Origin of the sequence: Sporosarcina highlanderae (assembly GCF_030433715.1) — a bacterium.
GTDB lineage: Bacteria > Bacillota > Bacilli > Bacillales_A > Planococcaceae > Sporosarcina > Sporosarcina highlanderae.
Window position 1 is genome coordinate 320,953 of record NZ_JAROCC010000002.1, and the last position, 26,117, is coordinate 347,069.

Consider the following 26,117-nt stretch of genomic DNA (forward strand, 5'->3'; position numbering starts at 1 on the left):
TTAAAGTTTGGCTTATTCCACACCCGGCAGAATCGTAAGTGTTTTCTCATCCCCGTCAAGCTTTGCTTTAACGCCTAATGGAATTGCAAAATGCGGCTCGCAATGGCCGATTTTGAAACCTTTGACGACCGGTTTCCCAATATTCCTGAAATAGTCTTCGAAAACATCATCCAACGTCAATGATTCCCTTGTTTTCTTTAGTTCAGTTTCCGAAAAATCCCCAATGATAATTCCGGCTGCGTCAGAAAACTTTCCTGCCATGCGAAGTTGGTTCAACATCCCGTCAACACGGTAAGGCTCCTCCCCGACATCCTCGATGAAAAGTAACTTCCCCTTCGTGTCGACCTCGAATTTTGTACCCATCGAGTTAACAAGCAGAGAAAGATTGCCACCGACAATTTCACCATGTGTCACACCGCCACTTATCGAGATCAGAGGAGAGATTTCTTCTGTATAATGAAGTTCCATCGGTTCAAACAGTTGCATGAACATTTTTGCGGATAAATCATGGAATGTGTCTTTTCCAACACAAGACGCAAGCATCGGGCCATGGAATGTGACGATATCGGAATATAACCCCATAGCGGTATGAAGGAAAGTGATGTCGCTGAATCCCCAAAATATCTTCGGATTCTCACGTATCAATTGCAGATCCAACCTGTCAGTATAACGCGCCGATCCATATCCTCCACCTGCGCAAATAATGCCGGCAATTGATGGATCTGCGAACATGTCTTCCAAGTCCTGCAGCCGTTCATCATCAGTTCCCGCAAGGTAGCCACGCGTATTGTTGATGTGTTTTCCAAATTTCCACTTCAAGCCTAACTGTTCTAAGAAGGTGAGCGAGCGCTCAAGGCTTTCTTGATTTGGCGGACTGGAAGGTGCAATAATTCCGATTGTATCTCCCGGTTGAAGCCGTTTAGGTCGTATTCTCATTTTTTACATCTTCCTTTCCAAGCCATTTAAAAATCGCGGCGCCATGATGGACACCGCGACGTTGAATTAGTTCTTATCTGCGTATTTCAAGTCAAGATAGCCTACAGGGTGGCGAAGAATTCCGGATACGCCCGGTTTTTCAAGTGATGTTGAATTATAGAAGTACAGTGGGAATACAGGCATTTCTTCCATTAGAAGCTTATCCGCCTGCTTCAACAATTCCCAACGCTTATTTTCATCCGTTTCATTTTTAATGTCCGAAATCAGCTTATCATATTCTGCATTCGACCATGTAGTACGGTTCATGGAGGAGCCTGTGATGAAGCTTTCAAGTGCGTTCACAGGGTCTGCATAGTCATGCAGGAAAGAGGAACGGGACATTTGGTATTTGAATTCTTTTTGCTCAGACAGGAAAACTCCGCCCTCGACGTTTTGCAATTCCGCATCCACACCCAAAATTTCCTTGAACTTGGATTGAAGCGCGATAGCGATTTTTTGGTGAGATTCGCTTGTTGAATACGTAATTGTAACTTTTGGAAGTTCTGTGTATCCTTCCTCTTTCATCCCTTCTTCCAAAAGCTGTTTCGCCTTATCAGGATTGAAGGATACAAGATCGCCGACAGTATCACGGAATTCTTTGCCATCCGGACCGATGAATCCGAATGTCACAAAGCCATGGGCAGGCTTCTCTCCATTTTTCGTTACAAAATTGACGATTTCCTCTTGGTCAACTGAAAAAGCAAATGCTTGACGGATCTTCTTATTCGTAAATGGCTCCATCGATGTATTGAATCGATAGAAGTACAAGCCTGCTTGGTCATCGACGCGCAACTCGTCGCTATCCTTCAATTGGTCCGCGATTTCGGAAGGAACTCCCGTTACATCCAACTCATTGGCTTGATACATTTGGTAGGCGGTCGTCGTGTCATTCACCATTGCCCAGTGAACTTTATCCAATTTGACCACATCAGCATCCCAGTAATGTTCGTTCTTTCCAAATTCAAAGCTCACATCATGATTCCATGACATCAGTTTAAACGGTCCGTTTCCAACGAAAGTTGACGCTTCTGTATGCCATTTCGGATTGGCAGTCGCGACTTTTTCATTGATTGGGAAAAAGCTTGGGTTTGTAATGATGTTCAAAAACGCTTCGTTCGGTGACGTCAATTTAACAATGAATGTTTTCTCATCCTTTGCCTCAATAGCGATGTCATCAACGGAGCCATCCCCATTATTATACGCCTCCGCCCCTTCGATGAAGTATGCAAGGAACGCCGCAGGTGAAGCTGTTTCAGGATTAAGCATATGCTTCCATGCAAAAACAAAATCACCCGCTGTTACAGGGTCACCATTGGACCATTTAGCATTGCTGCGGATTGTGAATGTGTAAGTCAATCCATCGTCCGAGATATCGATTTTTTCTGCTGTCGCCTCGACTGCACGGTGGTCCTTATCAAGGCGTGTCAATCCTTCCATAATGTTGTTAAGCGCACTCCAGGACACTGCATTGAACCCGATGGACGGGTCAAAGGATGTCGGTTCGTCACCGTTATTCAAGAGAAGTACCTTTTCAGCGGCAACCACTTCCTCCGATTTCCCCTCCGATTTCCCTTCATTTGTTGAAGGTTCTTTCGTTGTGCCCGGCTCCTTGCCTGCATTCTTATTCGCTGTACAAGCTGCAAGAACAAGTGCAAGCATAGCTACCATCAAAAACGTCAACCACTTTTTCAATACAATAACCCCCTTTGTTTGTATATGAATATAGAAGCACTATTGTGCATGGCACCTATTTAATCGAACAGTTTCTTCGCCCGCTCATCCTGCAACCAGCAATCCACGGCATGCGTCACGGATATGTCGGTCGTCCCCGGATAAATGCGATCGCAGACTTCCATTGCAAACGGGCATCTCGCGGTGAACGGACATCCAATCGGAGGTGCGAATAAATCAGGCGGCGTCCCTTCGATCGGTTGAAGTTCCTCTTCCTTCAAGTCAAGCCGTGGAACGGAAGCAAGCAATCCCTTTGTATAGGGGTGCTGCGGGGTATAGAACACCTCACGCTTCGTCCCAATTTCTATGACCTTGCCGGCATACATAACCGCAATCCGATCCGCTATCTTCGCAACCACCCCCAAGTCATGAGTGATCAGAATGATAGAAACACCCGTCCGTTCTTGAATCTCTTCAAACAACTCAAGAATTTGCGCCTGGATTGTAACATCCAATGCGGTCGTCGGTTCATCCGCGATTAACAGCTCAGGCTCGCATATTAAAGCAATTGCAATGACTATCCTTTGCCGCATCCCTCCCGAAAATTGATGCGGATATTGCTTCATCCTTTCTTCAGGGTTTGGAATACCGACCACTTCAAGAAGTTTAATCGCCTTTTTTCTTGCCTCACCTATACTTACTTTTTGATGGGTCCGCAACCCTTCCGTAAGCTGCTCACCGATTTTAAGCGTCGGGTTCAACGCGGTCATCGGATCCTGGAAGATCATGGAGATGTCGACCCCCTGCACTTTCCGCATCTTCGATTTGTCCAATTTCGTCAAGTCCTTGCCCTTAAAAAGAACACTTCCATTTTTAATCCGTCCCGCCGGCTCCGGGATCAACCCCATTATCGTATTCGCAGTGACACTTTTCCCACAACCGGATTCCCCGACAATTGCGAGTGTCTCCCCTTTATATAAATCGAATGATACACCGCGTAATGCTTGTACTTCCCCCCCGAATGTCCTGAATGAAACATATAAATCACGTACGGAAAGCATCACCTCCGAAAACACCTGTTTACGTTTTCCTGCCGCTTCAGGCTTTGTTAAGACTGCCGCTCCACCTTGGCCGTTTTTCTTCAACGTATTTTCATCTTCATTCAAGCCATTCACCCCCTCAGCTTCGGATCAAGTGCGTCTTGCATACCGTCTCCAAGGACGTTAAATGCAAACATTGTCAGTGAAATGAAAAGTGCCGGGAAGAACAATCTCCACCAATGGCCTGATAAAATGACAGGCAATGCATCATTCGCCATTACCCCCCAGCTTGCCACAGGCGCTTGGATCCCAAGCCCGATGAAACTTAGGAAGGCTTCCGCAAAAATTGCACTCGGAACAGTCAATGTCATTTGAACGATGATCGGGCCCATTGTATTCGGAAGCAAGTTTTTCCGGATGATTCGTGATGTACCTGCACCAAATGACTTGGATGCTGTCACAAATTCATAGTTTTTTATCTGAAGTACTTGTCCCCTTACAATTCGAGCCATGCCAACCCAACCGGTTATCGTCAATGCAACAATGATTGTTGTTAAACTCGGACCCATGATGACCATTAATAGAATGACAACTAATAAATGCGGCAAACCGTAAAGGATTTCAATGATACGCATCATGATTGTGTCCGTCCTACCGCCCTTATAGCCGCTGATTCCGCCGTAAATGATACCGATGAAGAAGTCGATCAATGCAGCAGCCACTCCGACAAACAATGAGACACGGGCACCATGCCAAGTTCTTGTAAAGACATCCCATCCTTTATCATCTGTTCCGAACCAATGCGCTCCGGAAGGTGGCTGGTTCTGGTTTGCGTACTGTGTTATTTCTATATTATGTGGCGATAGCATTGGAGCAAAAATAGCAAACAACGTTAAAATAATTAAGAATACGAGCCCGCCCATTGCCAATTTATTTTTCCGCAATCTTCTCCATGCGTCTTTCCAATAGGAGAGTGACGGACGGACAACTGATTCAGCTTTTTCAGCATCCCGCCCTTTCGGTTTGAACCACTCGTCCGGCGCTTGCACGTTTTGTTGACGAGTCACCATTACGCATCACCTTCCTTTCGGTGAAGTTTAATGCGCGGATCAATGAATCCATAGACAATATCTACTAAAAACAACATGAATACAAGAAACGCGCTATAGAAAACTGTTGACCCCATAATAACTGGATAATCCCGATTATTAATGCTTTCCACGAAATATTTTCCCATTCCTGGAATTGCAAAAATCTTCTCGATTACAAATGTACCTGTCAATATTCCGGCGAGCATCGTCCCCATGATTGTCACAACCGGCATCAGTGCATTCCGTAATGCATGTCGCAACACGATTCGTACTGGCGATAATCCTTTTGCCCTCGCCATCTTTATATAGTCCTGTGTTAGCACTTCCAGCATGCTCGATCGCGTCAAACGGGCAATGATAGCGGTCGGACCGGTAGCAAGTGCCAATGTCGGTAATATCATGTGCATCCGGCTGCTCCATGTGGCTGGAGGCAGTAGATTCCAATTGACAGCGAATTGCTGGATTAAAACAGTCGCCAATACAAAGTTTGGAACGGATATCCCGATTACCGCGAAGGCCATTGCGGAGTAATCGATGATGCCGTTGTGGCGCAATGCCGCTAACGTCCCTAACGTAATTCCCGAAATGACCGCGACAAGGATGGTCACCATTCCAAGTTCAAATGAAATCGGAAACCCCCTTGCAAGTAATGTGTTCACCGTCTCATTCGGCTTTTTAATGGAAGGTCCAAAGTCAAACGTTGCTATCGACTTCAAATAATCAAAGTATTGTACATGTGTAGGTTGGTCTAATTTATAGAACTTCTCGAGATTTGCCTGGATTGTTGGATTTGATGTTCTCTCTTCGTCGAACGGGGAACCTGGAACCGAATGCATCAAGAAAAAAGTCAGCGTTGCAATGATGAGGATTGTCGCAATCATCATGAAGAATCTTTTTACTATGTAAATCGCCATGCGCACTCTCCCCCTAATAGAAATTTGTTTGCATTGCTAATTCAACCATTGATAGCGCCTTCAATTATTTGTCGTCAAATCTGGATTAGGATGCACCTCCTACACAAGTAAATTGTTCGTGCATTTGCCTCCTCTGTTATAATACGTCGCACCCTCTCGTAATTATGTCTAAATGAATCAACAAACGTATAATCCGGCAGTCCAGTCATCCATTCTATGTCAACGGAAACATATAATCTTAAATCTACACCCCCCATTTCTAAGAATTCTATTAGTATTTAGACAGATTTATTGGTAACTTCAATACTATCAAATACTTGTGAATATTACAATATAATCTGATTAATAAACAGCCTCTATTTCACCACATGAAACGCACAAAAACCGCCACCCGATTAGTCGGATGACGGTAATTGTAGATTATTAGGAATCCCTAACGATCAGTTATTATTCAGTTACGCCCCACTTCCACAGACGTAGATCTGTGCCAGATTCAATAGAGTAGTTTGTAACACGTTTGTTAACAGCCATTAGGTAGTAACGGAATACTGTTGGTGCAACTGGAACTTCATCAACCATTAGCTCTTGCCATTCTTTGAACTTACCTGCACGGTAGTCTGTATCCAATGACTTTTCGCCTGAAATAGCTGCAAGAAGCTCATCGTTCTTCTCGCTTGTGTAACGAGTGTAGTTGAATGCTGCAGTTCTGCCATATAGACCAGATGGGTTCGGGTCAGAACCTACACCCCAAGCACCTTGGTAGATGTCAATGTCTGGATCGTCAGCTTCTACGCGATCGTAGAACGAGTTGAACTCATGTAGACGACCTTCAAGAAGTTGTACTTTAATACCTACGTCAGCCCAGTTTTGAATGTAGAACTGTGCAATCGGCTCAGCAGTTTCTCCGCCGGACATTGAAGCAAAGTTAAGTTCGAATTTCTCGCCCTTATCGTTTTCACGGAAGCCGTCTCCATCAACGTCAACGTATCCAGCTTCGTCAAGAAGTGCTTTCGCCTTTTCAGGATCATATGACGGTGTTGGAATGCTTGAGTCATGGAAAGAAGCAAATACAGGAACGATTAGAGTTGTACCTGGGAAACGAAGGCCGTGGTAAAGTTCTTTACCGATTGTTTCGTTATCCATTGCATACCACATAGCTTGACGTACAAGTTTGTTGCCCATTTTAGCATTTGGATCTGTAATGCTTTCTTTCTTATCTGCATCCCACTTACCAAGTTTGAAACCGATGTAAGTGTAAGCAAGGTCAACTTGAGCTAACAATTCGATATTATCGACTTCTTTAGCATTCAAGTATTGGTCAACTGGAATTGATGCGATATCGATATCGCCTTTCTTAAGTGCTTCAAGGATAGAAGCAGAGCTTACTACTTTCAATACGACTGAATCTAGTTGTGGCTTACCTCTCCAGTAATCATCGTTGCGTACATAAAGTACAGATTCACCTGGAACGATTTTTGAAACTTTGAATGGTCCGAAACCGATAGGGTTTGTACGGATCTTGTCAGAAGATACGATTTGTTCCATTGTAACTTCACCTGTCATAACATCTCCGACATGGTGTCTTGGTGTTGCGTTAGCCCAAATACCTGACTTAAGCGATGGAGTCGCCTCTGTGTAAGTGATTGAGATTGTTTTGTCGTCATCTGAAACTGTGATACCAGAGATTTCAGTTGTTTCGCCGTTATGGTATGCAGGCATACCGTCAACGTTAGAAATCATGAATGTGTAACGAGTTCCTGTGTAGTCTGGGTGACCAAGTAGTTGGTAAGAGTAAAGAAGGTCACTTGCTTTAACAGGCTCACCGTCATGCCATTTTACGCCATCACGGATTGTGATTGTGATAGTTTTGTTGTCATCAGAGATTTCGTATGTTGCAGCACCGTCATTAGTGATCAAGAAGTCACCGTCGTAAGCGAACAAGCTTTCATTGAAGAAGCTCATTACAGTGTTATCAGGTGAACCTGAATAGAACACTGGGCTTAGAGTACCTTCGAATGGAGTGTCAGAAACTAAAGCATAGTTCAACTCTCCGCCATCGATAGGCGTTCCTGTGTTAGTAACTGTTAGTGGGAAATCAAGTCCAGCGTTTGGATCTTCAACTTCCTCTTCTTCACCGTCATCAGTGTCTGTGTTTTCTGTTTTACCTGGATCTTTTGCCGGTTCTTTATCACCAGCTTTGTTGTCCTTGCCTGTACATGCAGCTAAAAATACGCTGAGAACAAGCAAGAGGCTTGCAAGTAGCATAAATTGCTTCTTAGCCATTGTATTCCCTCCCCTTATTTTTTAGGCTAATCTTTGCCTTGCGTCTGACGCGCGTTTGATCGCTTGCCCGACGTAATTTATACACAGCATCATTACTAGAATTAGTAATGCTGCAGGTAACCATACCCACCACTTATTTTGCACAATATCAGGATTCCTTGCGAACGCAACAAGCGTTCCAAGTGAAGGAGTTCCAGCAGGCAAACCGTAACCTAAGAAAGTAAGCCCTGTCTCAATCCCGATATTTCCTGCAAGAGTAAGTGTCATATTAACAATGACGAGTGAACTCAAATTAGGGAACATTTCAAAAAACATGATCTTCCAACTTGGCGTTCCTAACGTCTTGGAAGCATTGATATAGTCAAGCTCCCTTTCTTGCAATGCTCTGGAACGGATAAGCCTTGCCTTTCCGAGCCATGCAAAAATACTTAGGATTAGAATGAATGAGACAACATTATAATTTGGAATGATAGTTACAAGTACGATAATGAACATCGTAGTTGGTAATACCATCATGAATTCAAGAAAACGCATCATTACATTATCTACGTGGCCTCCGTAAAATCCAGAGATCAATCCGTATGAAAGGCCAACAACTCCTGCAATCAACGTTACCGCAATACCGATTGTAAATGAGTTACGCGCTCCGATCATTAGCTGACCGAATACGTCACGACCACCGTCGTCAGTACCAAGCCAGTTAGCAGCAGAAGGCGCCTTCCAAGTATTCAAGAAGTTCACACGCTTCAATGCCACCTGGTCTATAAAAAGCGGTGATAAGTATGCAGTTGCCAAGATGATAATAAGCAGAATCAATGAGATTATGGCCATCTTATCATGTATTATTTCTCTCCAAATCGTCTTTGCAAACGATGGATTATTCAACTTCTCTCTTGCAATCAGGTCTTTTTCATTTATTGTGACTGTATTTTTCATCGGTATTCCCCTCCTCTTCTTCCTTTTCCATTATTCAATTCGGATACGTGGATCGACAATACTCAGGATGATGTCCGACAGCATTGTTCCGACTACAACAGCTGTTCCAGATATGAGAACAAGCGCTGTAACAACGGTAAAGTCACGTAAGCCAATTGATTGAATGAAAAGTTGTCCGAGTCCCTGATAACTGAAGATGGTTTCGATGAAGACCGAGCCACTGATCAAACCTGTAATTTCATACCCAAGGAAAGCAGCGATTGGTAAAAGTGAATTCCGCAAAATATGACGAGTGTACACTCTTCCTTCCGGCACCCCTTTGGAACGCGCTGTTTTTACATAATCTTTATTTTTTTGGTCGATAATGTCGTTCCGCAAATATTGAATCGTACCGACTGTACCAATTATTGCAGCGGACATGACTGGTAGGAATAAGTGCTTCGCCCTGCTCACGACATAATCCCAAGTTCCCGACTCAATTCGTATATCAACACTTCCACCGTATGGGAACCAACCCAATAAGAAAGCGAATATGAACAGCATTAATAAGGCAAAAACGAATAGCGGTGTTGCAAATGCGACATAGTTATAAGTGACAATCAGTTTATCTGCCCATGAATCTGTCCAACGCCCGGCTACAATACCGAGCGGTATGGCAATTAAATAGATCATTATTGCGGTGAATAAAGAAAGTAGCACCGTATTTTCAACCCGGCCCGCTATCAGAGTCGTAACAGGCTGTTGGTGGGTGTACGACTGACCGAAATCACCTTTCACCGCTTTTCCGATCCATCGTCCATATTGGACATACCATGGATCGTTCAAGCCGAATTTTTCACGGATTTTTTCAATCTGTTCAGGTGTAGCGTCAGGATTCCCCATGAACGCCCCCGTCACTGCATCACCCGGCATCGCTTTGGCAAGCACGAAGATGACGAGACTCAGGAGGATGAGCTGCGGAATCATGATCAATGTTCTACGTAAAATGAATTTCAACATTTACATCATCCTCCCCTTATTGCATGGCTACAGAGTGCGATTCTGAAATCTTCTTTAAATCGAACATCCGTCCATCTTTGTCAAAGTAATTATTATAGCCAGTTTGATACTCCTCGTTAATCGACTGGCGAAGATGCATTTTTTCGAAACGTTTCTCAGGGTTCATCTCTGGAATAGCAGCAATCAAACGTTTTGTATAAACATGTTGTGGATTATTGTAGATTTCATCGGCTGTCCCTTCCTCTACAAAACGCCCGCGGTACATGATGCCGATTCGATCGCACATATGTTGGATAATACCAAGGTCATGCGAGATAAATAGATACGTCAAGTTGAAATCTTTTTGAATTTCCTGCATGAAGTTCAATACTTGTGCTTGAACGGATACGTCCAATGCAGATACTGGCTCATCCGCAATGATCAATTTCGGGTTTAAAGCAAGTGCACGGGCGATTCCGATACGTTGCCGCTGTCCACCAGAAAATTGGTGGGGATATTTATAGATTGACTCAGGACTCAAACCTACTCGCGCAACCAACTCTTGTACTCTTAAAAGCTCTTCTTTTGGTGAGAGTCTTTCAAAGTTACGAAGAGGTTCAGCAATGATATTCAATACGTTTTTCCGTCCATTCAAGGACGAATATGGATCCTGGAAAATCATTTGGATGTCTTTCGTATGTTTATATCGTTCAGCTCTACCCATTTTGGCTAAGTCCTTACCTTCAAACAGCATTTCCCCGCCTGTTGATTTATTCAAGCCGATAATTGCTCTACCTGAAGTCGTTTTCCCACAGCCGGATTCTCCGACAAGGCCATACGTTTCTCCTGGTTGCAATTCGAAGCTAATACCATCAACTGCTCTGACGTGGTCTACGACTCTACGGAAAAAACCGCCTCTAATTGGATAGTGAACTTTTAAATCATTAACTGTTAGTAGCGACATATTCATTCTCTCCTACTCTGTCCTCCGGGAAATAGAACGTTTTGTAGCATGTGCAACGGACAAAGTGGTTCGGTGCCGCTTCATGCATTTCCGGGTTCTTTTCATGATCCTCTTCAGGTATCCAATCGACACGTGGCGCAAAACGACAGCCTTCACGGTCAAGGTTCTGAATGGAAGGAACGATTCCTTCAATGACATGTAACTTTTGTTTTGCTTGCATATTGGAAGGAATTGAATTCAATAGCGATCTCGTATATGGATGCAATGGATTCTCAAATAACTCCTTAACCTCCGCAATCTCTACAACTTCACCTGCATACATGACTACGACGCGATCGGCCATTTCAGCTACAACGCCCAAGTCATGCGTGATCAGGATGATACCTGTCTTCATTTGGTTCTGCAATTCTTTCATCAAGTCTAAAATCTGTGCTTGAATCGTTACGTCCAAGGCGGTTGTAGGCTCATCCGCAAGAAGAAGAAGTGGATCGCAAGCAAGTGCGATAGCAATGACGACACGTTGTCTCATTCCACCCGATAATTCATGCGGGTATTGCTCGTACACGCGTTGTTCGTTTTTAATACCGACCCTGCGAAGAAGTTCCAGTGTGCGTTTTTTCTTTTCTGACGCGGATAACTTCATATGGTAATCCATCGGTTCTTCGATTTGTCTCCCGACGGTCGCGAGTGGGTTCAGGGCAGTCATCGGATCCTGGAAGATCATCCCTATGTCTTTCCCTCTCACTTTATTCAAACGAGATCGGGAAACAGTCAAAAGATTTTCATCGCCAAAATTCACTTGACCGTCAAGTTTCGTATTCTTCCGGTCATGTAATCCCATGATTGAAAGTGCCAATGCACTTTTACCACAACCTGATTCACCAACGATTGCCACAACTTCATTCTCATGGACAGTTAACGTGACACCATCCACCGCTGCATAATACTCGCCTTTAATATTGAATGATGTACGTAGATCTTTTATTTCTAAGACCGGTTTTTTCACTAAACTTCCCCCTTACTCACTGACACTTCTTCAAATAACCAATTTTCATATTTTGCGAAAAGTTATTGAACTCAATATACTACACATCGGAAGTCCTGACAATACTGTTTTTTTAGAATATCATAATCTTGTATTATTTCTAATATGACAAATACATTACAAACATTGATTTAAATGCGTTTTCAAGATAAAAATGTCTTAAAAATTAATTTATAAAAGAGCAGGGGAAAAAAGCCGTCGAATTCAATAACGGCTTCTTTCCCCTGCTCTTTTCCTTATTATTCTTTTTTATCCATTGGACGCACTATGTGCAGAAGAAGTGGCTACCGCGGCTACAGTTACCGCCATTACCGCCTGTTGCGCCTGTATAATCATATCAACTGACGCCGCCATACTAACGCCTACTTGATCCGCGGATTCCGTCAAATGATGCAACAGTATCCCACATGCAAGCGATAATGCCATTTCCCTATTCCATTTGAACTGTTTTGATTGCCCCAACTCTTTTGCCAAGGAGATGATTTCACGGATATTTCCATCCTCAACATCGAATACCGTAAGAAATCCAATCATCGGGTAATGGACAGGCATCGCTTTTAGATCATCCCCAAGCATTTCAAATATCCTAACCGCCCTTTGGACAAGATGAGACTTAAAGTCTATATCCGTATAGGTCAGTACCTGCGACAGCCACTGCAATTCATTTCCAGCCCGAAAGCCTTCTTTGCGTAATGCATCATAATAGTTGCGCATCGCTTTTGCATGAAGCTCAGGATCCTCTCCCTTTTTCCCTAAAAGCATGGCGTATGTATAATCATCTTCCGATGTAAGAAAGAAATGCTGTTTTTTCATCGCATTGTAAAGCTTTTTTGCCCGTTCTGCCTCTACTTCAAACAAATCGGCATCATCATTCATAAGAATTGCTGCAAGGTAGGAATGAATGGAGTTCCGAAATCCAGCCTGCTTTAACACACGCTGTTTTTCCATCAATCGGTCCACAACTTCATCGACAGAGTTTCCCGATTGCGTCAAAAACGCTGCCATCATCGGCAATAAATGCCCGCGCAACGGCGAAAACCAACCCGACCTCTCTTTCAAGGCAGCCATGGCACGGTTGAAATCGACAGCATTAAATTCCCTCTCAGCCGTCACATAATACGAAGTAATCGTCAACACAACGTTTTTGCTAACGCTCCAACCGGCCAAGGATTTCACTTTGTCATATGTCGTCTCCACTTCATGTCTGATGGTATCCAAACGCATGCCGAACAACCCCTTTGTTATATGTACGTACATATAATATGAAAAGTTTCACGAAGTGGCAGAATTATTTATTTCCATTGTACAAGTTCTCATCAACCCCCGAATCACTTCCAAATCATCACGATGAAGGGCATCCACAATCGCACTTCCAACGATAACACCGTCAGCTTGCGCACCTAACTGTTCCACTTGTTGCGATGTAGAAATTCCGAACCCCGCTAACACAGGCACAGAGCTTTCCTCCTTCACACGTTTCAAATGTGCGGAAAGCTTGTCTTCAAATTCATTCCGCACGCCCGTGATTCCGTTCACGGTCACTGCGTATATGAACCCTTCTGCTTGCTTAGCGATGTTGACTATCCGTTCAAGCGAACTCGTCAGCGACACTAAAGGGATTAGTGCGATATCCGTCCCTTCCAACCCATTGCGCAACAGGCCGTCCTCCTCAAGAGGCAAATCCGGTATGATCAGTCCACCAATACCGATTTTCTCGCATCTTTCGATAAACGAATTAATGCCATACGCCAAAATAGGATTCAAATACGTCATGATAATCAACGGAACAGACACTTCTCCCTTGAATCTCACTAACTCATCCAACACTTTCCGCAACGTCACACCGTCAGCGAGTGCACGTTCCCCCGCCCTCTGGATCACTTCGCCGTCCGCCACCGGATCGGAAAACGGTATACCGATCTCAATTGCCGTCGCTCCGCATTCCTCAAGGAAAAGCAGCTTATCCTTGAGCGAGTCGAGTCCCCCGTCGCCAGCCATCATATAGGGGATGAACGCCTTATTCCCCTTCGCAACACATTCACGTATCCGCTTCTCAACCGTCTTCATTCCACTACACCTCCAATTGCTTCGCGGACCGTCTGCATATCTTTGTCGCCTCGACCCGATAAACAAACGACGATTATTTCATCCTTATCCATTTCCTTAGCAAGCTCCGCTGCAAAATGAATTGCATGTGCACTCTCAAGCGCAGGGATGATCCCCTCTGTCTTTGATAAAAGCTTTAATCCTTCAAGTGCTTCCGCATCCGTCACGGACGAATACTTCACCCTGCCGATTTCATGCAAATGGCAATGTTCCGGTCCGACCGCCGGATAATCAAGTCCAGCAGAAATTGAATGCGCCTCTTTAATAAACCCATCCTCATCCTGAAGCACATACATATATGCGCCGTGCAACACGCCTTCCCGGCCATCCGCAATCGCAGCCGCATGCAATCCCGTCGAAATGCCGCTTCCCGCCGCTTCAACGCCAAAAAGCGCAACTCCCTCGTCCTCGATAAACGGATGGAACATACCAATCGCATTGCTTCCGCCACCAATGCACGCAACTACCGCATCAGGCAGGCGCCCTTCCTTCTCCACAATCTGTCTACGAGTCTCCACGCCAATTACGCGCTGGAAGTCCCTTACGATTTCCGGAAATGGATGTGGACCAAGTGCCGATCCTAAAATATAATGTGTGTCCTCCACATTTGCGACCCAATACCGCAACGCTTCATTCACCGCATCCTTCAACGTCCCCGAGCCCTTGTCGACGGAGACGACCTTCGCGCCTAATAGCTCCATCCGGAACACATTCAGCTCCTGCCTGCGGATGTCCTCTTTGCCCATGAACACGACGCAGTCAAGCCCAAACAGCGCGCAAGCCGTCGCAGTCGCCACGCCATGCTGCCCAGCGCCAGTCTCCGCCACAATCTTCCGCTTGCCCATCCGTATCGCAAGCAACGCTTGGCCGAGCGAATTATTGATCTTATGCGCACCCGTATGATTCAAATCCTCGCGCTTCAAAAAAATCTTTGCGCCACCAATCTTTGCAGTTAAACGTTCCGCGAAATAGAGCGGATTCTCCCTGCCAACAAAATCGCGCAAATAATAATCCAGTTCCTTATGAAAAGCAGGATCACTCTTTGCCGTCCCATACGCCTCCTCCAACTCAATAAGCGCAGTCATCAGCGTCTCCGGCACATACTGCCCACCAAACTTCCCGTATCTACCTTTCTTCAACTCTATCGCCATCCTATGCTCTCCTCCTCTTTCACCGCTTGTATGAATTCGCGGATCAACGCCTCATCTTTTCTCCCGTCAATCTCCACTCCGCTCGACACATCCACCATGAACGGCCGCACCTGCCGGATTGCATCTTTTACATTTTGCGCATTCAATCCACCCGCCAAGATTATCCGATCCCTCGGTAAATCGCCGTTTAAAAGGCTCCAATCAAACACCTCACCGCTCCCTCCGCGGAATTCAGTCCCAGGCGTGTCGAATAAAATATAATCTGATTGAACTGTTCGCACGTTTCTTACATCGTCAACACCCCGAACCGATAACACTTTAATGGAAGGAAGTCCCACAGTTTCTATTAATTCCACTGTCTCATCCCCATGGTACTGGATGAAATCAAGCGGAACCTCACGGAAAGCACGCTCCATTTCCTCCTGTGTCGCATTCACAAACACCCCAATCTTTATCACGTGTTCCGGTACAAAGCGCGCCAGTTCCTTTGCTTGCGCAATCGCGACTCGGCGTCTGCTTGGAGCAAACAAAAATCCAACCGCGTCCACGCCCGCCTCCACCGCTGCTTGCACATGCTGCGTTTCCATCAATCCGCATATTTTCACCTTGGTCATAGGAGAACCCCTCCCCTTGGAACTTGAAGCGAACGAAGCGAGTCTTCCACGGAATCGCTACGCATCAATGACTCGCCGACAAGAACAGCACTCGCCCCGGCAGAAGCCACACGCTTTGCATCAGCCGCACTCATAATGCCGCTTTCGCTAATGAACACACGGTTTTCATTGAACGGAAAAATCCTTGCGACTTCCTCCGTCCTTGAGAGGTCCACTTCAAACGTCCGCAAGTCCCGGTTGTTGACGCCAATCAATTCTGCATCAATCTTTAACGCCTGGCTCAATTCTTTTGCATTATGCACTTCAACCAATACCTCAAGCCCTTTTCCCGTAGCATACGTATGAAGCCGTTGGAGGGTCATGTCATCAAGCGCTGCAACGATAAGCAAAATGACGGACGCCTTCGCTTCCATAGCACGGTCGATTTGCACTTCATGGATGATGAAATCCTTGCATAGAATCGGGATTTGAACGGCTTCTGCAACAGCGGTCAAATCGTCGAACGAACCCTTGAAGAATTGCTTGTCTGTCAACACAGAGATACATGCCGCGCCCGCACGCTCATAGGCTGTTGCCTGCGTAACCGGGTCCGCTTGATCCGCAATCATTCCTTTCGAAGGCGATGCGCGCTTCATTTCCGATATGACCTCGAGTCGGTCAGATTTTCGGAGCGTTTCGAATAGGGATGCTCTTTTCGACAAAGTTTCACATGAAACGACTTGTTCCTCCATTAGTAGTTGCTTCACTTCAAGCCTTTTCACTTCAAGGATCTTCTCTAAAATCGTCATTTCGCCACCGCCACCTTTCCAATCTCTGTACTGAATGCAACGACGGCTTCAAGTTTTTGCAATGCATTTCCGGAAAGAATGCTGTCAATCGCAAGTTCAATTCCTTCATTAATTGACTCTGCCATCCCGTTTGCAAACAACCCGATACCAGTGTTGAAGACGACCGTGTCAAACTTAGCCCCCCGCTTGCCTTTAAGAACATCACGGATCATGCCGGCATTCTCCTTGGCGCTCCCCCCGCGGATTGCGGATAAGGGGGCGTATTCAAGCCCGACATCTTCCGCGGTCAAAGTAAAAGGGATCAAGTCGCCTTTATCCATAAGGACAAATGAGTTCTGCCCCGCAAGCGACGCCTCATCCATGCCTCCTGCCCCCGATACGACAATCGCTCTCTCCCTGCCAAGCATCCGAAGTACGGATGCGTACTCCATGAGGAAATCAGGTCGGTTGATGCCTGTGAACTGTGTTTCAAGGGGAACTGGGTTCGTCAGTGGTCCAACAAGATTGAAAATCGTCGGCTTCCCGATTTTCTGACGCGCCTCACCGATTTTTTTCATCTTCGGATGGACGATTGGCGCGAAGATGAAAGCCATCCCTTCCTTCTCAAGCATCTTGCTCATATCCCCGGGTGCGAAATGTGAAGGGATTCCAAGCGCGTCAAGTACATCATGACTGCCAGCCGCACTTGAAATCTTACGGTTGCCATGCTTCGCCACTTTCGCACCCGCACCAGCGAGGACAAATGCCGACGTCGTACTGATATTAAACGAGTTTGAACCGTCGCCGCCCGTCCCGCAATTATCCAAGTACCGGGCTTCCGGGACGTCCAAAGAGATTGCATGCTTTTTCATGACAGAAGCAAGCGCCGCCACTTCCCTTGCGGTTTCCCCTTTCTTGGATAATGCGACAAGGAACTCTGCAATCTCCTCCACTTCCGCATTGTTTGCGAACATCCGATTAGCTGCTTCCACCATATCTTCATATTGTAAATGCTGGTTCTTCTCTACTTGGCTCGTATAGTTTTTCATCTCTCATCTCTCCTCATCTCTTTTATTCAGCTCAAAGCTCCAATAAAGAACGGGCTTTATTCATGGTTTCCTTATATTCCAGTGCGGGAATAGAATCCTTCACAATCCCAGCACCTGCTTGCACAGAAGCCACCCCATCCTTTACGAACATTGTCCGGATTGTAAGTGCAAAATCGATATTTCCATTCAAACCGATATAACCGATTGCGCCCCCGTAAATTCCGCGCGGCTCATCCTCAAGCTTCGAAATGATATCCATCGCAAGCTTCTTCGGCGACCCCGTCACCGTCCCAGCAGGCAGCACCGCTTTCAATGCATCAAGCGGATGCAATTCCGGCGCAAGCTTCCCTTCCACTTCTGATACAAGGTGCATGACATGCTCATAACGGACGGTCTCCATATAGTTTGAAACCCGGACGGAAGCCGGCTCACAAATAGGTTCAAGCTCCTCTTGGCTAAGCTCCACCAACATGTCGTGCTCCGACAACTCTTTTGGATCATTCCGAAGTTCATCTTCGAAGGCACAATCCTCCTCTTCATCGCGCCCCCTCCTGCGCGTCCCCGCAATCGGATTCGCCACAACCGTCCCGTCCGTCACCCGGACAAGGCTTTCCGGTGAAGCACCGAGGATTATCTGATCGTTAAATTCCATGTAGTACATATACGGTGACGGATTCCGCTTGCGTAGTTTTCGATAAAGAGCGAAAGGGTCGCCTTCGATGTCCGCTTCGAGTTTTCGGGAGAGGACAACTTGTTTTAGGGTGCCCTTTTCAATGAATTCCTCTTGGACTTGTCTCACTCGATTTTCAAATTCTTGCTGCGAGAGTGCGCAACAGTAATTGGAAATGGTAATGCCCCTTTCTACTTCGGCTTGGCCGTTTGTTATTTGTTCCGTTAGTGCGTTTAGATCGGGCTTCGAATATTCCGGATTGATTTCGGTGTGAAGCAGTGTCACTTCATTCAGAAAGTGATCAAAAATGATGACGGTGTTGTAAATGTTGAAATAGACGTCCGGCGTTTTAGTTTCAATCGTTGTGGCTTCACCCGCCGCGCCGTATCCGACATATCCGACTGCACCGCCCATGAATGGGTATTCCCCATGCTCCGAGATGCGCGGCATCAACCTTTTGAGAAGTGTATACAGATTGCCTTCATGTGTGTACGATTTTCCCGTCGCATACACAAACTCTTCTAACCTGCCATTTCCGCCGCGATACGCCTTCACCGGATCCACTCCAACGAACGAATACCTCCCCGACCGCTCATTATGCTTAGACGAACTTTCCAACAAAAACCGATGCCGCCCTTGCAAACGCCTGAATATAAGAATCGGCGTCAGTGAATCTCCTTCAATTTTCTTCTCAGTAATACGCAAACTCGTCTTCTCCATCTCATCTCTCCTCTTCTTTTCATGTTAGTGGTTGGGTATCGGTCATTCCCCTGGAGTTATCGTCGTTTCATGACCTTTCTCCTATTCAATTCAAACCCTTAATTTGTCAAAAGCACTGGGCGCGACACAGAGCACTTGATCCAAACACCATCCCGCGGGCCAGATACGCATAAATCCGCTAAATCACGCATAACTTCAAAAACTTACGCATAATCCAGTACATTCACGCATATCCCGAAAAACTTACGCATAAAAACAAAAAAGCCCTCTGCAAAAGGACATAAAAGTCCAATTGCAGAGGGCGGATTCCCGCGTTGCCACCTCTATTTGAAGCCATCAAAAAAACAGCCTCTACTCGGCGCGCCTAATAAGCGCTTCCCGTAACGTGGGAAAGACGTCCACCCGGAAAACACCGGATAGCTCTCATAAGTCCATTCACACCGGCCGCGAATCAGTTTCCACCACCCACTGACTCTCTACATCGCGAATCCAGCGCTACTCCTCTTATTCAATAATTTCTCAGCTATGCTCTTCTCAACTCGACTCATCTGTTCCTGGGCGGCGCCGCTCCCGGCACCTCTACCCTCTCCGAACAAAAAAGTTGTACTAACCTTACTATCGATTCTATTAATTGTCAACCTTTTGATAATATATGCAATCCTGCAATTTTGTATAACAATCGCCCAAGTTGTACAATAGTGGGAAAGAAACTCGAAAAAGGTGAAACCAATGCGAATTAACAAATTTTTAAGCGAAGCCGGCATCGTCTCCCGGCGTGGTGCAGATAAATGGATCGAAGACGGACGCGTTACAATTAACGACCAACCTGCCGAACTCGGAAGCCGAGTCGAACCCGGGGATGAAGTCCGTGTAGACGGCAAACCGGTGAAAACCGAAGAGCAGCTTGTCTATATCGTCCTCAATAAACCTGTCGGCATTACAAGCACGACTGAACGCCATATCGAAGGAAATGTCGTCGATTTCGTCAACCACCCGCTGCGCATCTTCCATATCGGGCGGCTCGACAAAGACTCTGATGGCTTGCTGCTTCTAACGAATGACGGAGATATTGTGAATGAAATCCTACGAGAAGAACACGGCCATGAAAAAGAATACATCGTCACCGTAGATCGCCCCATCACAAAGGAATTCATTCGCAAAATGGAATCGGGTGTCGAAATCCTCGACACCATTACAAAACCTTGCAAAGTGAAGCAGTTTGGCCCTCGCAAATTCAACATCACGTTGACCCAAGGACTGAACCGCCAAATTCGCCGCATGTGCTCAGCACTCGGCTACAACGTCAGACGCCTCCAGCGCACACGCATCATGAACATCCATCTCGGCAATTTGCCGATTGGACAGTGGCGCGACTTGACGGAAAAGGAATTGAAGGAAATGTTTCAATTGCTGGATTATGAGCCGAAACGGTAAGGGATACCAACTGTGAAATCCAGTCCCTTGCACCAGCAAGCCAACAATTGTAAAATTCAGATATAGACTTCATAAAATAAAAAGAACCACCCGGTTGCAGCCGAGTGGTCAATGTAATTGATAGGTTCCCTAAAGGGGACGGCTACTTCGAGTGAAATAACCCATCCCGAAATGAGCTTAGCGACTCAAGGATGGGTTATTTCTTTCTATCATTTGACAGTATCATGGCAACTAATGTTGCTAAAGCAATCGCAACCATTAATGATTCAAATACTGACATGGGCATCACCCCGGGCCTACAGGATGTAGGTCATGCAATCGTTGCCGCAAGACGCGGCGAACTTAGATTGCCTTCCTCTGAGCCGTCCATCCTTAAGTCACCTATTCAATTACTCTTCTATTATACCATACATACGTTCCTAATTGACTAATTATTACGACAAGTACTGCATTGACTTTCCGCCCCTTCACAAATCCCTTCCCAAAACAAGCTTCTTTTGCCGCAGGATCTTCTTCAGCTCAAACTTGAACAAGCTCATCGGCCTTTGCCTCCGTGAAGATTTTCCGGTAGCGTTCCTCCGATCCAAACACTTTCTTCTCGATATCGTCGATGACTACATTTTCGCGTTCCAACACTTGCAATACGTTGCTTAATGCCACATCACGACGATAAATATGCAAGCGCCCATCGACTAACTCGACAGGAATGCCCGCTGCCACAAGCGCCTTTTCAGCCTTCGCCGTTTGGTCAACCGCAATCTGGTAGCGCACCTGCTCAAACTCTGCCATATTCTCCCTTATCAAATTCCCCTTCTTTAGGAATAAAATCGATGACGTCACCCGGTCAATTTCCGCAAGGTTATGTGAAGACAATAGGATTGTCGTCCCTTCATCGCGCAACGCAAGCAGCAACTCACGCACACGGATCGCGCTCGTCGGGTCAAGACCATTAAGCGGCTCATCCAAGATCATCAGCTTCGGTTTATTCACGACAGCCATCGCAAGCAACAGATGCTGCTTCATCCCAAGCGAGTAGTTCTTCACTTTTTTATTCAAATAACTCGTGATCCCAATCCGATCCGCCGTCTCTAATAGCTGCTTTTTCGACAATCCCTGCACATCGCAGATGAACTGCAAATGATCGTACCCCGTCAAATACTCATACAGCACCGTATTGTCTTGCATGAATGAAATTTCACGGAAAATATTCGGATCCCGGTTGTTCTTCCCAAGCACTGTAATTTCCCCTTTATCCGCAGGCAACAAGTTTGTAATGATGTTCATCAGCGTCGACTTCCCCGACCCATTCGGCCCCACAAGCGCAATGATTTGCGGCTCCTCAATCTCAAACGTAATTCCCTTAAGCACCTGCTCCTCGCCAAATGATTTGTACACGTCTTTTACTGATAAGATCATTCCCCCAACTCCCTTCCAAAAATTTACTTAATCCTATTCTACTATACTTGTAAATCAATTTGTTCAAATATTTAATTTAATCCACAAAATAAAAAGCAATCCACCTTAGCCTTGGTGGATTGCGGCTGAATTTAACTGGATTTCAACAGCGCCTGTCCTTCATACATACAGTCTAAAAGGTCTCTTACGGCTACTTCACCTGCATGAATCCATCTGTTTTTATTGATGATTTTGCCGTCCTTATCAATCGGTTGCTGGAACTGACTAAAGCCTGTCGCATCCAATAATGAATCTCCATCGCGATCCAGACCGACATGCACTACGTGTTTAATGATGTAAGGCGTGCCGAACTTAATAGAAGCACCGTAATCGTCAAGTTCTCCATCGGTCACGAAGAATGGAATACGAATATAGATTGTTTCGCCGCCTTCCTGGCATAATATATGGTCGAAACATCCTTTGTCATAATCCCAATTACCACCCATGTTATAACCGAGTCCGCGAATACAGTCACTCACAATACCAAAAGAAGCGGTTTTTCCTTCAAGCTCCGTTTGTAATTTCAACATCATATCTCCTCCTTCTAAGTCACTTGCTGTACAGCATTCACAAAAGAAGGGGGAGACATACTTGGAAAGAGCCGATTATCCTTCCTTCATACCGGCAATACTTTGAAGAAATCAGTTTCAGCAAATGGAGGAAGAGGGTTTGACAACGATACATAATACGCAAGTACATTCTGATAACAGGGCAGCATTTGCCCGTCGAAACCTTTGGTCAGGCATCTTGTTCGGATTGGGTTTTGTAGCGTTTCTCGATGAGACATTATTTCATCAGTTGCTTCATTGGCATAAATTTTACGATAAATCGACTGTCGCAGTTGGTCTCATTTCGGATGGATTGTTTCACGCATTCAGTTGGTTTGCGACTGTCGGAGGATTATTCCTTGTCGGCGATCTTCGGAGGCGAAACGCACTGTGGCATAAGATGTGGTGGGGAGGAAAATTGTTAGGAGCAGGGGCTTTTCAACTTTATGACGGTACAATCCAGCATAAGATCATGCGCATCCACCAAATCCGATACAATGTTGACATTTTACCGTATGATCTTGTCTGGAATATTTCTGCAGCTATCATGATCTTATTCGGCATCGGGTTGGTTATCAGTGCGAGACGGGATGAGCGTGGAAGGAAAGGGACTTTTTCCAATGCATGATGTTCATTTTCTGTTAACCGATTTGCTTTTTGGCGTTCCTGCAATGATTGCTGTCGGATTATATATTGTGGCCGTGGTAATTACAAACAGACGGGGACGACTTCGTAAATGGCCTTGGCTACGTACAGTTTCATTTGTTGCAGGTGTGCTTTTTGCTTCCATTGCATTGGTAGGTCCGCTTTCGCGCCAATCCTATACTGATTTCACGGCCCACATGGTAGGCCATTTACTATTAGGAATGTTATCGCCGCTTCTTATTGCACTTGCTGCGCCCATGACACTAATATTGCGCACGTTAAATGTTCACTTGGCAAGAAAGCTCAGCCTACTGCTGCAAAGTTCGTTTATCGGCTTCTTCACTCACCCGGTCACTGCTTCCGTGTTGAACATCGGTGGCTTATGGGTTCTTTATACAACTAATTTGTATTCGGCGATGCATTCGAGCCTTCTGCTTCATATCATCATCCACATCCATGTTTTCCTTGCCGGCTATTTATTCACCATCTCTTTGGTTTATATCGATCCTGTTTTCCACCGTTTTAGTTATACGTACAGAACTGTCGTCTTTATTCTTGCGCTTGCCGGTCATGGCATCCTCTCAAAATTCATCTATGCCTATCCACCAGCGGGAGTCATTGAGGAGCAGTCAAGGATTGGAGCCATGTTGATGTATTATGGCGGCGATGCAGTCGATCTGCTGTTGATTTTCATTCTGTTCAAGCATTGGTATCAATCTGTCCGGCCACGCAAGTTGGTTTCTACAGGAATTTAGCTGCGAGTCGGGGTAGCATTAGTAATTTTCACCGATTTTCGGAAGTTATCGGTCGAGTTCACAAAGTTATCGGTCATCCTCGGAGAGTTTTCGGTCACTTTCACAAAGTTATCGGTCACCTGCGGGGAGTTATCGGTCACTTCCGAAGAGTTATCGTCGTTTCATGACCTTTTACCTATCAAGAGAGTCTACTACTGTCCCTAAATTGAACTCGCAAACCCTCTATTATTTCCACGCTTCCTATGTCATAGTAATAATGGGAATATTTCTATTAATGGGGGTTTGAGAATGGACAAGTTAGTGAAGTTACGAGACAGATTCGATGAATTAGGAATTGATGGGATGCTTATTACAGATCCGTATAACCGGAGATACTTGACGGGTTTTACCGGAACAGCGGGAACGGTGCTTGTTTCTAAAACTGAAGCATTTTTATTGGTCGATTTCCGTTATACGAGCCAGGCGAATGCGCAAGTTACGGATTTCACTGTGAAAGAAATCGATCGGTCTATCATTTATAAGGAGATTTCAACGCTTGCGGAAAGCTTGGGAATCAAGAAGTTAGGGTTTGAGCAGCAGCATCAATCCTATTTTTATTATTCTCAGCTTGTGAAGGAAGTACAGGCGGAGCTTGTGCCTGTATCGAATGTCGTTGAAAAGTTGCGGATGATTAAAAATGAAAATGAAGTGGCCATTTTGAAAAAGGCTGCTGAAATTGCTGACGCTGCGTTCGAGCATATATTGACATTCATTAAACCAGGGCGCACCGAGATTGAAGTTGCGAATGAGTTAGAATTCCATATACGGAAATTGGGTGCTACTTCTTCCTCCTTTGATATGATTGTCGCTTCCGGCGTACGTTCCGCGTTGCCGCATGGAGTGGCGAGTGACAAGGTGATTGAGCAAGGGGATATGGTGACGCTCGACTTCGGTGCGTATTATCAAGGGTACTGCTCCGATATGACAAGAACAGTCGCAGTCGGAGAGCCTGATCCGAAGCTGAAGGAAATCTATTCAATTGTTTATGATGCCCTTGAAAATGCGCTATCAGGCATAAAGGTCGGAATGACCGGGAAAGAAGCAGATGCATTGACGCGTGATTTGATCAGCGAAAAAGGGTATGGCGACAATTATGGACATGGCATGGGGCATGGGATTGGCTTGTATATCCATGAGGACATTTTCATGAATCCGACATGTGAACTGCTTGTCGAGGAAGGAATGGTGTTGACGGTCGAGCCGGGCATTTATATTCCAGGTCTCGGCGGGGTGCGGATTGAGGATGATATTATTATGAAAAAAGATGGAATTGAAATCATTACGAAATCACCTAAAGAGTTGATCATTCTTTGATTTGAATAAAAAATGGACTTACGTGTTAAATAAAAAATGGACTTCCGTGTTAGTGGAAGTCCATTTTTTGAGGTTGTGGGTGCGGCCCGGCGTAATATCAGTCACTTCAGCAGAGTTATCGGTCACTTTCCAAGAGTTATTGTCGTTTCGTGACCTTTTATTACCGGGTGAATCATGTACTATACGATTCGTAAATAAGTGGTTTCTATTTTATTCAGGGGGGATTTAATGTTGAGAACTCCGTATTTAATTTATTGAAATACCAGCACTTGCTACACCTGTTATTGTGGTTACTAAAGATGCAGAAGTGGTTAAAGAAAACACTAAAAGTAGACGGTCACCGGCATTTACTGGAACTGAAAAGCTATTATTAACACCTTGGTAAGTGTCGCCAACTTTTATGTTCCCGGTTAGGGTTGGAGATAGTGCTACAAAAGCGCCCGTTGGTTGATAAAGATCGCTACTACCAGTGGCACGATAAATTCGGGCTATAATTGTTGCATTAGCACCCATCACGTTTACCTGTACTGTTACATTGAAAAATCCGGATATAGCTGTAATATTGCCCGGACGAGGTACTGAAAATGCAAAGTTAGGAAGCCCTGAAAGTTTAATATCATTCCCTACAAGCGAAATATTTGTAACAGAATTTCCGAACCCTAATAAGGTAGAGGTACCAATTGCACCAAGCGCCGTAGTTGTAAGAACTGCAGCTGTAGCGCCAGATGCAAACGGGATGAGCGCACTTGATCCTGAAGCGCCAGCATCACCTTTGTCACCTTTGTCGCCCTTATCGCCCTTATCGCCTTTGTCACCTTTCGGACCTTGAGCGCCATCGCTGCCGTTGGTGCCTGGATCGCCTTTGTCTCCCTTGTCGCCTTTGTCACCTTTCGGACCTTGAGCGCCATCGCTGCCGTTGGTGCCTGGATCGCCTTTGTCTCCCTTGTCGCCCT

The 26,117-nt window shown here is 45.5% G+C and carries 25 protein-coding genes, 1 pseudogene and 1 other annotated feature; of the genes and pseudogenes, 5 read left to right on the plus strand and 21 right to left on the minus strand.

All coding sequences use genetic code 11. From position 1 onward, the window contains the following. Nucleotides 1-12: 12 nt before the first annotated feature. The 18 genes and pseudogenes from P5G49_RS04145 to P5G49_RS04230 all read right to left on the minus strand — a co-directional run bounded on the left by P5G49_RS04145 (nucleotide 13) and on the right by P5G49_RS04230 (nucleotide 18,974). Nucleotides 13-936 carry a S66 peptidase family protein gene (locus P5G49_RS04145; protein WP_301242189.1) on the minus strand — a complete coding sequence of 308 codons (924 nt, stop codon included), beginning with the start codon at nucleotides 934-936 and terminating at the stop codon, nucleotides 13-15. Nucleotides 937-1,002: 66 nt separating this feature from the next. Then, nucleotides 1,003-2,667: a peptide ABC transporter substrate-binding protein gene (locus P5G49_RS04150; protein ID WP_301242190.1), complete on the minus strand. Its 1,665-nt coding sequence runs from the start codon at nucleotides 2,665-2,667 to the stop codon at nucleotides 1,003-1,005. A gap of 59 nt (nucleotides 2,668-2,726) precedes the next feature. Continuing rightward, nucleotides 2,727-3,707: an ABC transporter ATP-binding protein gene (locus P5G49_RS04155; RefSeq protein WP_301242285.1), complete on the minus strand. Its 981-nt coding sequence runs from the start codon at nucleotides 3,705-3,707 to the stop codon at nucleotides 2,727-2,729. A gap of 110 nt (nucleotides 3,708-3,817) precedes the next feature. Then, complete coding sequence (locus P5G49_RS04160; RefSeq protein ID WP_301242191.1) at nucleotides 3,818-4,756, minus strand: ABC transporter permease; 939 nt, start codon at nucleotides 4,754-4,756, stop codon at nucleotides 3,818-3,820. Beyond that, nucleotides 4,756-5,691, minus strand: a complete 936-nt coding sequence (locus P5G49_RS04165; RefSeq protein WP_301242192.1) for an ABC transporter permease — start codon at nucleotides 5,689-5,691, stop codon at nucleotides 4,756-4,758. The genes P5G49_RS04160 and P5G49_RS04165 overlap by 1 nt, the downstream gene beginning before the upstream one ends. A 119-nt stretch (nucleotides 5,692-5,810) precedes the next feature. Continuing rightward, nucleotides 5,811-5,948: pseudogene (locus tag P5G49_RS04170) on the minus strand (M55 family metallopeptidase); the annotation flags it as partial. A 190-nt stretch (nucleotides 5,949-6,138) separates the two neighbouring features. Then, nucleotides 6,139-7,974, minus strand: a complete 1,836-nt coding sequence (gene opp4A, locus P5G49_RS04175; RefSeq protein ID WP_301242193.1) for an oligopeptide ABC transporter substrate-binding protein — start codon at nucleotides 7,972-7,974, stop codon at nucleotides 6,139-6,141. Between the two features lie 21 nt (nucleotides 7,975-7,995). After that, a complete protein-coding gene (locus tag P5G49_RS04180; protein WP_301242194.1) occupies nucleotides 7,996-8,910 on the minus strand; it encodes an ABC transporter permease in 915 nt (304 codons plus the stop codon). A 30-nt stretch (nucleotides 8,911-8,940) separates the two neighbouring features. Continuing rightward, a complete protein-coding gene (gene opp4B, locus P5G49_RS04185; protein WP_301242195.1) occupies nucleotides 8,941-9,909 on the minus strand; it encodes an oligopeptide ABC transporter permease in 969 nt (322 codons plus the stop codon). A 16-nt stretch (nucleotides 9,910-9,925) separates the two neighbouring features. Then, on the minus strand, nucleotides 9,926-10,852 hold the full coding sequence (locus P5G49_RS04190) for an ABC transporter ATP-binding protein (protein ID WP_301242196.1): 927 nt from the start codon (nucleotides 10,850-10,852) through the stop codon (nucleotides 9,926-9,928). Next, nucleotides 10,833-11,858 carry an ABC transporter ATP-binding protein gene (locus P5G49_RS04195; RefSeq protein ID WP_301242197.1) on the minus strand — a complete coding sequence of 342 codons (1,026 nt, stop codon included), beginning with the start codon at nucleotides 11,856-11,858 and terminating at the stop codon, nucleotides 10,833-10,835. Before P5G49_RS04195 ends, P5G49_RS04190 begins: the two co-directional genes overlap by 20 nt. A gap of 288 nt (nucleotides 11,859-12,146) precedes the next feature. Then, entirely contained in the window at nucleotides 12,147-13,121 is a 975-nt protein-coding gene (locus P5G49_RS04200) for a DUF4003 family protein (RefSeq protein WP_301242198.1), read from the minus strand. A 48-nt stretch (nucleotides 13,122-13,169) separates the two neighbouring features. Continuing rightward, nucleotides 13,170-13,964: a tryptophan synthase subunit alpha gene (gene trpA, locus P5G49_RS04205; RefSeq protein WP_301242199.1), complete on the minus strand. Its 795-nt coding sequence runs from the start codon at nucleotides 13,962-13,964 to the stop codon at nucleotides 13,170-13,172. Next, a complete protein-coding gene (gene trpB / locus P5G49_RS04210) occupies nucleotides 13,961-15,154 on the minus strand; it encodes a tryptophan synthase subunit beta (RefSeq protein WP_301242200.1) in 1,194 nt (397 codons plus the stop codon). The genes trpA and trpB overlap by 4 nt, the downstream gene beginning before the upstream one ends. Then, on the minus strand, nucleotides 15,145-15,768 hold the full coding sequence (locus P5G49_RS04215; protein ID WP_301242201.1) for a phosphoribosylanthranilate isomerase: 624 nt from the start codon (nucleotides 15,766-15,768) through the stop codon (nucleotides 15,145-15,147). The genes trpB and P5G49_RS04215 overlap by 10 nt, the downstream gene beginning before the upstream one ends. Then, nucleotides 15,765-16,556 (minus strand): indole-3-glycerol phosphate synthase TrpC, encoded by a 792-nt coding sequence (trpC, locus tag P5G49_RS04220; RefSeq protein ID WP_301242202.1) that lies wholly within the window; start codon nucleotides 16,554-16,556, stop codon nucleotides 15,765-15,767. Before trpC ends, P5G49_RS04215 begins: the two co-directional genes overlap by 4 nt. Next, complete coding sequence (gene trpD, locus P5G49_RS04225; protein ID WP_301242203.1) at nucleotides 16,553-17,584, minus strand: anthranilate phosphoribosyltransferase; 1,032 nt, start codon at nucleotides 17,582-17,584, stop codon at nucleotides 16,553-16,555. Before trpD ends, trpC begins: the two co-directional genes overlap by 4 nt. Before the next feature lie 31 nt (nucleotides 17,585-17,615). Continuing rightward, on the minus strand, nucleotides 17,616-18,974 hold the full coding sequence (locus P5G49_RS04230) for an anthranilate synthase component I family protein (RefSeq protein ID WP_301242204.1): 1,359 nt from the start codon (nucleotides 18,972-18,974) through the stop codon (nucleotides 17,616-17,618). A 294-nt stretch (nucleotides 18,975-19,268) separates the two neighbouring features. Further along, nucleotides 19,269-19,495 (minus strand) — a binding site (T-box leader). A 208-nt stretch (nucleotides 19,496-19,703) separates the two neighbouring features. Here P5G49_RS04230 and rluF point away from each other — a divergent pair. Together rluF and P5G49_RS04240 are read left to right on the plus strand one after the other, a co-directional pair. Further along, nucleotides 19,704-20,408: a 23S rRNA pseudouridine(2604) synthase RluF gene (rluF, locus tag P5G49_RS04235; protein ID WP_301242205.1), complete on the plus strand. Its 705-nt coding sequence runs from the start codon at nucleotides 19,704-19,706 to the stop codon at nucleotides 20,406-20,408. A gap of 191 nt (nucleotides 20,409-20,599) precedes the next feature. Beyond that, nucleotides 20,600-20,839, plus strand: a complete 240-nt coding sequence (locus P5G49_RS04240; RefSeq protein WP_301242206.1) for a hypothetical protein — start codon at nucleotides 20,600-20,602, stop codon at nucleotides 20,837-20,839. A gap of 88 nt (nucleotides 20,840-20,927) precedes the next feature. Here the strand turns inward: P5G49_RS04240 and P5G49_RS04245 are convergent, their stop codons facing one another. Together P5G49_RS04245 and P5G49_RS04250 are read right to left on the minus strand one after the other, a co-directional pair. Then, entirely contained in the window at nucleotides 20,928-21,824 is an 897-nt protein-coding gene (locus tag P5G49_RS04245) for an ABC transporter ATP-binding protein (protein ID WP_301242207.1), read from the minus strand. Between the two features lie 131 nt (nucleotides 21,825-21,955). Further along, nucleotides 21,956-22,393: a YugN family protein gene (locus P5G49_RS04250; protein WP_301242208.1), complete on the minus strand. Its 438-nt coding sequence runs from the start codon at nucleotides 22,391-22,393 to the stop codon at nucleotides 21,956-21,958. Between the two features lie 148 nt (nucleotides 22,394-22,541). On the opposite strand from P5G49_RS04250, the gene P5G49_RS04255 reads away from it, so the two are divergent. The 3 genes from P5G49_RS04255 (at nucleotide 22,542) to P5G49_RS04265 (ending at nucleotide 25,164) form a co-directional block, all read left to right on the plus strand. Beyond that, the gene (locus P5G49_RS04255; protein ID WP_435877181.1) at nucleotides 22,542-23,039 is read left to right on the plus strand and encodes a DUF2243 domain-containing protein; all 498 of its coding nucleotides are present in this window, start codon (nucleotides 22,542-22,544) and stop codon (nucleotides 23,037-23,039) included. Beyond that, entirely contained in the window at nucleotides 23,032-23,811 is a 780-nt protein-coding gene (locus tag P5G49_RS04260) for a cytochrome c oxidase assembly protein (protein WP_301242210.1), read from the plus strand. Before P5G49_RS04255 ends, P5G49_RS04260 begins: the two co-directional genes overlap by 8 nt. A 288-nt stretch (nucleotides 23,812-24,099) precedes the next feature. Beyond that, entirely contained in the window at nucleotides 24,100-25,164 is a 1,065-nt protein-coding gene (locus P5G49_RS04265; RefSeq protein WP_301242211.1) for a M24 family metallopeptidase, read from the plus strand. Nucleotides 25,165-25,410: 246 nt separating this feature from the next. On the opposite strand, the gene P5G49_RS04270 is transcribed toward P5G49_RS04265, so the two are convergent. Next, nucleotides 25,411-26,117 (minus strand): exosporium glycoprotein BclB-related protein (locus P5G49_RS04270; RefSeq protein ID WP_301242212.1); only part of this gene is annotated, 707 nt, incomplete at its 5' end.